The following is a 1,372-nucleotide window of genomic DNA, read 5'->3' as shown; positions in this document are numbered from 1 at the left end:
CGCCGGGGAACCGGGGGGCGGGGGGGCCCCGGGGGGCCTGCGGGGGGCGCACCGGCGCCCCCGGGCCGCGCCGGCCGCGGACGAAGCGGTCCAGGTTGTCGAGGCCGGCGGCGGCCAGGGTGTCGGGGCCGGCGCCGAGCAGGTGTGGGATGGCGCCGTGCAGGGCGAGGGTGACGGCGGCGGATCGTTGCGGGGTGACGGGCAGGCCGGCTGCGCGCTGGGCGTGTTCGAAGGCGGTGAAGTCGGCGGCGGAGATCGGGTCCAGGATCGCTGACAGCCAGGTGCGGCGGGTGGCCTCGGTCTGGAGTTCGAGGTAGGCGAGCATTCTGGGGCGGCCCGGTCCGGCGACGTTCTCCAGCAGGCCTGCGAGCATGGCCACCAGGCCCTCGCGGTCGCTGGGCCCTGGGCCGGAGGCCGCGATGTGTTCGGCGACCATGCGGTACTGCTCGGCGCACCGTTCGGCGACCGCGCCCAGCAGGGCGTCCCGCGTGGGGAAGTAGTTCTTGGTGGTGCCCGACGGCACCCCGGCGGCCGTGTCGACGGCCCGGTGTGTCAGCCCGCGCCCGCCCGCCTCGGCCAGCACATCGATGGCTGTATCACGCAGCAGGTCCCGTCGATCATGATTCACCGTCAATTTTCCTTTCCTGGACGCGACTTGACTATATCACCACGGACGGGGTACCACATCTGTGGTGGACTTCCCGGAGGGAAGCCGCACGGCGGATCAAGGTCGGCGACGACCACAGAAAAACGCCCGCCGCGACGTGAGACGCAAGGAGTAAGGGGAAAAAACGATGGCCAAGTTCCGCGGACACTGTGGTGAGTGCGGATTCAAGACCGAATGGACCACCGAGGCCACGACGGAGCAGGACCTGCTCGATCACTACACCAGGCGGCACCCGCACCTCGAGCCGGGCGGCGCCTCGCAGATCGCACCCGGCAACCCGGACGGGCTGGGGTGCCTCGGCTGGATCGCCATCGTGATCGTCGCATTCTTCGTCCTCGCCATGTGCTCGCGCAACGGCGGCTGAGCATCGGCGCGCCGCGCTCTCCGGACCGGGCGGCCGGATCGTCCGCCTGCCCATCGGGCGGGACGGGGATCGGCCGCTGGCGGACAAGCCGAACCACCTCAACCGACACGTCCGTACGCCTGGAGAGCGCACACTGATGCGGCCGGCGCCCCGAGACCTCACAGCCGGGGTGCCGGCCTCCGCCATCTCAGGCGCTGCCGGCATCCCGAATTCCGAGCTCCGCGCGTCGTACAGGACGGCACCGATGCCGAGCGCGAGCGGGCCGCCGCCGAAGTCGCGGCCGCCGAGGAGAAGCGGCACGGCTCATAACCCCGTCTCACCCCGGCGTCTGGGGGGGGCGC

The 1,372-nt window shown here is 71.9% G+C and carries 2 protein-coding genes; one reads left to right on the top strand and one right to left on the bottom strand.

The features are described 5' to 3' along the window. A partial coding sequence (locus ACFV61_RS35810; protein WP_380496355.1) for a TetR/AcrR family transcriptional regulator occupies positions 1 to 628 on the bottom strand: 628 nt, incomplete at its 3' end. Positions 629 to 794: 166 nt separating this feature from the next. Between ACFV61_RS35810 and ACFV61_RS35805 the strand changes: the two genes are divergently transcribed. Continuing rightward, a complete protein-coding gene (locus ACFV61_RS35805) occupies positions 795 to 1,031 on the top strand; it encodes a hypothetical protein (RefSeq protein ID WP_363377386.1) in 237 nt (78 codons plus the stop codon). The last annotated feature ends 341 nt before the right edge of the window (positions 1,032 to 1,372 follow it).

The organism is Kitasatospora sp. NPDC059817, assembly GCF_042731835.1.
In the GTDB taxonomy this organism is placed as follows: Bacteria; Actinomycetota; Actinomycetes; order Streptomycetales; family Streptomycetaceae; genus Kitasatospora.
The sequence above is the reverse complement of the archived record's forward strand: the minus strand, read 5'-3'. Positions and strand labels throughout refer to the sequence as shown.

Bases quoted from the DNA above. Each gene is read 5' to 3' on its own strand.
- ACFV61_RS35805 (WP_363377386.1), top strand. From the start codon at position 795: ATGGCCAAGTTCCGCGGACACTGTGGTGAGTGCGGATTCAAGACCGAA.